This is a genomic window from Acidovorax sp. KPB24-07 (genome assembly GCF_057543315.1).
In genome coordinates this window covers 21,058-28,434 of the sequence record NZ_BAAJYS010000026.1, presented here as the reverse complement: position 1 = coordinate 28,434, position 7,377 = coordinate 21,058, and the positions used below count along the sequence as shown (strand labels likewise).

Annotated in this window: 7 protein-coding genes and 1 pseudogene; all 8 read left to right on the top strand. The window is 58.8% G+C overall.

What is annotated here, in order from left to right; genetic code table 11:
* Window positions 1–187, top strand: a 187-nt coding sequence (locus tag AC27IQ_RS05705) for a hypothetical protein (RefSeq protein WP_487088805.1), incomplete at its 5' end; no start/stop codon positions are given.
* Window positions 124–864, top strand: coding sequence for a 16S rRNA pseudouridine(516) synthase (locus tag AC27IQ_RS05700; RefSeq protein ID WP_487088799.1), 741 nt, complete (start codon window positions 124–126; stop codon window positions 862–864). The genes AC27IQ_RS05705 and AC27IQ_RS05700, both read left to right, overlap by 64 nt.
* Before the next feature lie 191 nt (window positions 865–1,055).
* Window positions 1,056–1,985 carry a YVTN family beta-propeller repeat protein gene (locus AC27IQ_RS05695; RefSeq protein WP_487088797.1) on the top strand — a complete coding sequence of 310 codons (930 nt, stop codon included), beginning with the start codon at window positions 1,056–1,058 and terminating at the stop codon, window positions 1,983–1,985.
* 15 nt (window positions 1,986–2,000) lie between these two features.
* Window positions 2,001–2,817: pseudogene (locus AC27IQ_RS05690) on the top strand (polysaccharide deacetylase family protein).
* A 38-nt stretch (window positions 2,818–2,855) separates the two neighbouring features.
* Window positions 2,856–3,899 (top strand): sterol desaturase family protein, encoded by a 1,044-nt coding sequence (locus AC27IQ_RS05685; RefSeq protein ID WP_487088795.1) that lies wholly within the window; start codon window positions 2,856–2,858, stop codon window positions 3,897–3,899.
* 37 nt (window positions 3,900–3,936) lie between these two features.
* Window positions 3,937–4,812, top strand: a complete 876-nt coding sequence (locus AC27IQ_RS05680) for an EI24 domain-containing protein (RefSeq protein WP_487088793.1) — start codon at window positions 3,937–3,939, stop codon at window positions 4,810–4,812.
* Window positions 4,809–5,630, top strand: a complete 822-nt coding sequence (locus tag AC27IQ_RS05675) for a competence/damage-inducible protein A (protein WP_317355782.1) — start codon at window positions 4,809–4,811, stop codon at window positions 5,628–5,630. Before AC27IQ_RS05680 ends, AC27IQ_RS05675 begins: the two co-directional genes overlap by 4 nt.
* 169 nt (window positions 5,631–5,799) lie before the next feature.
* Window positions 5,800–7,215, top strand: a complete 1,416-nt coding sequence (gene glnA, locus AC27IQ_RS05670) for a type I glutamate--ammonia ligase (protein WP_272551879.1) — start codon at window positions 5,800–5,802, stop codon at window positions 7,213–7,215.
* Window positions 7,216–7,377: the final 162 nt, after the last annotated feature.

The following is a 7,377-nucleotide window of genomic DNA, read 5'->3' as shown; positions in this document are numbered from 1 at the left end:
TTCCCGTGTAGAAGTAGGTCATCGTCAGGCTCTTACAGCCAAACCGCCCCGACATCCAAAGATGTCGGCTGTTTTGCTTTGGGGAAATGAAAATTTTGAATCAAGTAATACATTTGTAGTCACATGCAATTACAAGATATTCTTTATTCTCAGGGTTTCGGAACACGAAGGGTATGTGCAGGGTTGATTCAACGAGGTTTAGTTCGCTTGTTTGACCCGGAAGCTAATGCATTCAGCGTTTGCGTTGATTCCTCCGTTGACGTAACTCCGGATGGATTGCGTTTTCAGGTTCAAGAGGAAACATGGGTGTACCAACCCAAAGCCTATGTGATGCTTCATAAGCCATCTGGGACCGAATGCTCTCAGAAGCCTTCCACTTACCCAAGTGTCTATACGTTGCTGCCTGTGCCGTTGCGACAACGACCCTGTAAAAGTGCGATACAGGGTGTGCAAGCGGTAGGGCGTTTGGATCAAGACACCACGGGACTGCTGTTACTCAGCGATGACGGGCAATTCATTCATCGCATGAGTTCTCCCAAAAAACATGTTCCCAAAGTGTACGAAGTGGCGACGAAACACCCTGTGAGTGCAGTTCAAATTGCTCGCTTGCTCGAAGGCGTGGTGCTTGATGACCATCCTGTTGCGGTAAAAGCCGCTGCTTGTGTTCAGACATCCGATCACGGTGTAAGCCTTACTTTGACGGAGGGTAAGTACCATCAGGTCAAACGCATGCTCGCTGCAGTGGGGAACCGGGTAGAGACATTGCACAGGTCGCGTGTCGGCAATCTGGCATTGCCGGCGGATCTGGCGCCAGGGCAGTGGAAATGGCTTGATGACAAGGATCTTGCAGCATTGACGAGCTAGCCTGCCGCCGACCGTCAATCTTGGTCTCTTGGGGTGGTTGAAGAGGCGCTGGGTTGTTACCTGAATGGGCAGATGCGGTGTACTTGCACCGGCTACACTGCCGCGTGTTGTGAAAGTACATGCTGTGAAGTTTTCATTTGGCGGATGTTTCCGCGGTGCGTTGTTGGGGTGGACTTTTTTTTGCTGCGACCGTGGTCAGTGCGGCCCCTTCGTCACCGCCTCCTGTGTTCGTGCTGAACTCGCTTGAAGCGGATATCAGCGTGATTGATCCGGCTACTTGGACGGAAACCTCTCGGATTCCCACGGGGAAAGAGCCGCACCACATGTACCTGACACCAGACGAGAAATCTCTCGTAGTGGCAAATGCGTTGGCAGATACGCTGACCTTCATTGATCCGAAGACCTCTCAAGTGCAACGCACGGTGCGAGGCATTGTTGATCCTTACCATTTGCGGTTCACCCCCGATATGAAGTGGTTGATCACCGCGGCCAATCGCTTGAACCACGTGGACTTTTATCGTTGGGATGGCAAAGACCTGACTTTGGTACAAAGGGTGGCGACGGCCAAAACCCCGAGTCATCTTTGGGTGGATAGCCAGAGCCGAACGGTCTACTCCACGATGCAAGACAGTGATGAACTTGTGGCGATCGACATCGCAACCCAGAAGATCAAATGGCGAATCAAGACCGGCGCCATGCCGGCCGATATCTACGGAAGCCCAGACGATAAATTCCTGTTCATCGGTTTGACTGGCAGCGATAGCGTCGAGGTGTTCGACGTGTCTGAAAATGCGCCTCGCAGCGTCCAAAGGATCAAGACCGGTAGCGGTGCCCATGCTTTTCGCGGCGCGGGTGACAAGCGCCATGTGTTTGTCAGCAATCGGGTCGCCAATACGATCAGCAAGATCGACATGGTCAAACGTCAAGTGGTCGATACCTATCCGGCGCCTGGCGGACCAGACTGCATGGACGTTTCTGCCGATGGCCGATGGATCTACGTCAGTGCCCGATGGGCTCGCAAGATGCTGGTCATCGACACGGTAGAACGGAAGGTCGTTCAGAAAATCAATGTGGGCAAATCGCCTCATGGCGTCTGGACCCTTCAGCACGCTCCACGGTGAGGACTCAAGGAAAAGATGGCATTGCGCAACCAGACGCTCTTAGGGCTGTATGCTATTTTTTTAATAGCATCTGTGCCCGTCAATATTGCGTTAGCGGCCGAAACTGCGGATTGTCAGAAACCGCTGTACCTGACCTTCGATACGGGGCACATGGAAATTGCCCCCTTGGTTGCTGATGTGCTTAAACGAAAAAAAAGTCCTCGTCACTTTTTTTGCAGCCAATGAAAAAACAAAAACGGGCGATGGCAGTTTGGGGGCTGCGTGGGCACCGTGGTGGCATGCCCGGGCGGCAGAGGGGCATGCTTTTGCCTCTCACACGATGGACCATACCTATTGGCGCGCCGATGCTGGTGCGCCGAATGCGCCGCAGTTCCATGTGCGTTCCTCATCTGGCCCCCAGGCAGGCAAGGATTTGACCCTCAGCGCAGAGCAGTACTGCACCGAGATACGAAGGGCTTCCGATCGCCTGCGCGAAGTGACGGGCAAGGCACCCCTTCCACTTTTCCGAGCGCCTGGCGGAAAGACATCGCCTCGCCTTCTGGCCGTTGCCAAATCCTGCGGCTATGCGCACGTGGGGTGGTCGCCGGCAGGTTTCTTGGGCGATGAACTGCCCAGTGAGAAATTCAGTAATGCAGCGTTGTTGAAGAAAGCGCTGGACAATATTCGCGGCGGAGACATTCTGCTGGCCCATCTGGGTATCTGGTCGCGGAAGGACCCGTGGGCTCCAACGGTGCTGGAGCCCCTGATCGACGGGTTGAAGCAGCGCGGGTTCTGCTTCAGAACGCTGAATGACCATCCCGATTACCGTGATTGGCTGGCGGGCAAGCGTTGAGTCCAAACAGTCGATGGACAGTACAGGAGTTGTGAGCGATGGATTGGTTGAGTAACGGTTTCGACACCGCACAGCAATGGCTGTTCGAGTCGGTGATTCAGCCTGTCATGTTCGCAACGGGCATGGCGGGGCTGTTGGAGGATGGCTATGCTGCCACCGGCTGGCTGCTGGTCGGATTGCTGCAGTTGGTCGTGATGGTGGCAATCATTGCGCCGCTGCAGCGCTGGCGGCCCGTGGAGCCCCTGGTTGACCGGGCGGCGGTGCGAACGGACATCCTCTACACACTGATTCACCGCCTCGGCTTGTTCCGGTTGGCGCTTTTTTTCAGTGTCGATCCGTTGTGGGATGCATTTTTCGGTGCGCTGCGCATGGATGGGATCAGCACGTTCCATCTGGATGCGTTATGGCCGGGCGTGACCGACCTGCCTTGGGTCAGCCTGCTGGTTTATCTGGCAGTGTTTGATTTTCTGGACTACTGGATTCATCGCGGACAACACCATTTCGAATGGTGGTGGCGGCTGCATTCGCTGCACCATTCGCAGCGGCAAATGACGATGTGGAGCGACAACCGCAACCACCTTCTGGATGATCTGCTTCGGGATGCCATCGTGGTCACTGTGGCGCAACTGATCGGTGTGGCCCCGGGCCAATTCGTGGCCATTGTGGCCTTGACCCAGTTGAGCGAGAACTTCCATCATGCCAATTTGCGTTTGTGGTTCGGTCGCTGGGGGGAGCGTCTCTGGGTGAGTCCCCGGTTTCACCGCCTGCACCATGCGATCGGCATCGGGCATGAATCGGTGGCAATGCGCTCAGTCCCGTCTCCAACGAAAGTGATGGCGGAGCGGTATGTCCAGGCCGAGCCCGTTCAGAAGCCCGTCACGGTGTTGGGCGGCTGCAATTTCGGCGTGTTGCTGCCTTGGTGGGACATGCTCTTTCGGACTGCCAATTTCGAACTCCGATACGATCCAACCGGCGTCCGTGATCAGGTCCAGCCAGGGCCGGATGGCCGCGTTCGCAACTATGGGCAAGGGTTCTGGGCGCAGCAGTGGCGAGGTGTTTTGCGCCTGCTGGGCAAAGCCTAGCCGCCGACTGGACTCGTGTCCACGCTATGCTCGCGCCATGGCATTGCTGATCGATTCCTTCTGGCGCGCTGCCGCCTATTGCCTGCACCCCCGCGTGATTGCGCTTTCCCTGCTGCCGTTGCTGCTCATGCTGCTGCTGGCCTGGGTGGCCAGTCATTTTTTCTGGGGCATTGCGGTGCAGGCGGTCCGCTCGGCGTTGGAGTCATCGGACATTCTGGCGATGGTGTGGGGATGGTTCCAGGCCTGGGGCATCGAGCAGGCACCCGCCGCCATCGCTCCTTTGATCGTGGTGGTTCTCTCGACACCGGTGATCATGATCGTTTCGGTGCTGGTGGTCGCAGTGATCATGACGCCTGCTCTCGTGACAGTCGTGGCCAGGCGCCGTTTCCCATTGCTGGAGCGCAAGCGCGGCGCGTCGATGGTGGCCAGCCTGGCATGGTCTCTCGGCGCGACGATGGCCGCCATGGCGGCGCTGGTGGTGTCCGTTCCGCTCTGGCTCATTCCACCGTTGGTGCTGGTGCTGCCACCGCTGATCTGGGGTTGGCTGACCTATCGCGTCATGGCGTTTGACGCCTTGGCCGAGCATGCGAGCCGACAGGAGCGCGAAGCCATTTTCAAGCGCCACCGTATGCGCCTGCTGACCATCGGCATCTTGTGCGGCTACCTGGGGGCAGCGCCTGGAATCGTCTGGGCGTCCGGGGTGTTGTTCGCCGCGGCGTTTTTCGTCCTGATTCCTTTGGCCGTCTGGATCTACACCCTGGTGTTCGCCTTCTCCTCCTTGTGGTTTACCCACTACGCGCTGGACGCGCTGCAGCAGTTGCGCGCCGAGCACGCTGGCGGTCCTGGTGGTGGCGTTGGCACTCCACCAGCCCCCATCCTTCCCCCCATTGCCCTCGCAAACCCGACACCATGACCCCCTCTTTCGGACTCATCATCATTGGCGACGAAATCCTGTCCGGCAAGCGCGCCGACAAGCACCTGCCAAAGGTGATCGAGCTGCTGGGCGCGCGCGGTTTGCAGCTGGCCTATGCCGACTATGTGGGTGACGACCCAGGCCGCATCACCGCAACCCTGCAGCGAGCCTTTGCTTCCGGGGATGTGGTGTTTTCCTGTGGTGGCATCGGTGCCACGCCCGACGATCACACCCGCCAGTGTGCTGCGCGCGCGCTGAGCGTTCCGCTCCGATTGCATCCGGAGGCCGAATCGCTGATTCGGGAGCGGATGCAGGATGTCGCGATGGAGCAGGGCGTGGCTTATGAACCCGACCGTGCGGACAATGTGCACCGGCTGAACATGGGGGTGTTTCCCGAGGGAGCTCGCATCATCCCGAATCCGTACAACAAGATTCCTGGTTTTTCATGCGATGGCAGTGCCGGTGGTGCCGTGCACTTCGTGCCAGGCTTTCCCGTGATGGCGTGGCCGATGGTGGAGTGGGTGCTGGACCATCACTGTGCGCAGTGGTTCAACCGTGCGCCCCAAACCGAGCACTCCGTCGTCGTCTACGGCGCGATGGAGGCAGCTTTGACGCCGTTGATGGAGCGTATTGAAAGCCAGCACGCGTCGGTACGTGTTTTCAGCTTGCCGAGCGTGGACCATCCCGTGCACGGGCGCCATATCGAACTCGGCGTCAAGGGGCCTGCAGAGCTTGTACCTGCCGCTTGGACCGCTTTGCAGGCGGCTTTGCATGAATTTGGTGCAAACTGCGGCCCTGAAATGGTGCGAGATATTTGAAACAACGCTGCGCTCGATGATTTGCACTTTAGTGGTGCAAATTCGGTGGCGCGGCAGGTTTGGAGGAGGGCGTGCTCCGCCTTAGTGCATTGCAGCACCTGGCTGGCACGCAACCTGCTTTTCTTTTGTGGTGTTTTTTTCAACAAGCGCTTAAATCCTGGAGAACCTGATGGCAAAGACCGTTGCAGACGTGATGAAGATGGTGAAGGAGAACGAGGTCAAGTTTGTTGACTTTCGCTTCACCGATACCCGCGGCAAGGAACAGCACGTGACTGTGCCCGTGTCCCATTTCGATGAGGACAAGTTCTCTTCGGGTCACGCATTCGACGGCTCTTCGGTGGCGGGCTGGAAGGGCATTGAAGCTTCGGACATGCAGCTCATGCCCGATCCCAACACCGCCAACATCGACCCGTTCTTCGAGGAAACCACGCTGTTCCTGCAATGCGACGTGATCGAGCCGGGCGATGGCAAGGCCTACGACCGCGACCCCCGCTCCATCGCCAAGCGCGCTGAGGCCTACCTGAAGGCCTCCGGCTTGGGCGACACGGCGTTCTTCGGTCCTGAGCCTGAATTCTTCATCTTCGACGGCGTGCGCTGGTCCAACGAGCCCGGCAAGGTCATGTTCGAGATCGAAGAATACGAAGCGCCCTGGAACTCCGGCGCCAAGCTCGAAGGTGGCAACCGCGGCCACCGTCCCACGGTCAAGGGCGGCTACTTCCCCGTGCCCCCCGTCGACAGCACGCAGGACATGCGCGCTGAAATGTCCCTGATCCTTGAATCTTTGGGCATCCCTGTCGAAGTGTTCCACCACGAAGTGGCGGGCGCTGGCCAGAACGAGATCGGCACCAAGTTCAGCACGCTGGTCGAGCGCGCCGACTGGACGCAGGTCCTGAAGTACGTGGTCTGGAACGTGGCCAATGCCTACGGCAAGACCGCGACCTTCATGCCCAAGCCCTACGCTGGCGACAACGGCTCCGGCATGCACGTGCACCAGTCCATCTGGAAGGACGGCAAGAACCTGTTCGCTGGCGACGGCTATGCCGGCCTTTCGGACTTCGCCCTGTACTACATCGGCGGCATCATCAAGCACGCACGTGCCCTGAACGCCATCACCAACCCTGGCACCAACAGCTACAAGCGCCTGGTGCCCGGCTTCGAAGCCCCGGTGAAGCTGGCCTACTCGGCCCGCAACCGCTCGGCCTCGATCCGCATTCCTTACGTGGCCAACCCCAAGGGCCGCCGCATCGAGGCACGCTTCCCCGATCCATCGGCCAACCCGTACCTGTGCTTCTCGGCCCTGATGATGGCCGGCCTGGACGGCGTGGAAAACAAGATCCATCCCGGCGAAGCCGCCACGAAGGATCTGTACCATCTGCCGCCCGAGGAAGACAAGCTGGTGCCGACCGTGTGCCACAGCCTCGATCAAGCGCTGGAGTATCTGGACAAGGACCGCGGCTTCCTGACCAAGGGCGGCGTGTTCTCCGATTCCATGCTCGACGCCTACATCGACCTGAAGATGGGCGAGGTCACGCGTTTCCGCATGGCTCCCCACCCCGTGGAATACGATATGTACTACTCGCTGTGATCCCTGGGCTGCGGCCACGGGACACCCCACCAAAAGGCGGCTTCGGCCGCCTTTTTTCATGGCGCTGCCAGCGCCGTGGTCCCTGGGCGAATAACCGCTCCCGACCGGGGGCGCCGATTGGCGAGGCCCAGCGATTGGGAGATACTCCCCTGGCATCTCCCG

Coding starts and splice junctions, on each gene's coding strand:
- AC27IQ_RS05700 (WP_487088799.1), top strand. CDS start 124: ATGCAATTACAAGATATTCTTTATTCTCAGGGTTTCGGAACACGAAGG.
- AC27IQ_RS05685 (WP_487088795.1), top strand. CDS start 2,856: ATGGATTGGTTGAGTAACGGTTTCGACACCGCACAGCAATGGCTGTTC.
- AC27IQ_RS05680 (WP_487088793.1), top strand. CDS start 3,937: ATGGCATTGCTGATCGATTCCTTCTGGCGCGCTGCCGCCTATTGCCTG.
- AC27IQ_RS05675 (WP_317355782.1), top strand. CDS start 4,809: ATGACCCCCTCTTTCGGACTCATCATCATTGGCGACGAAATCCTGTCC.
- glnA (WP_272551879.1), top strand. CDS start 5,800: ATGGCAAAGACCGTTGCAGACGTGATGAAGATGGTGAAGGAGAACGAG.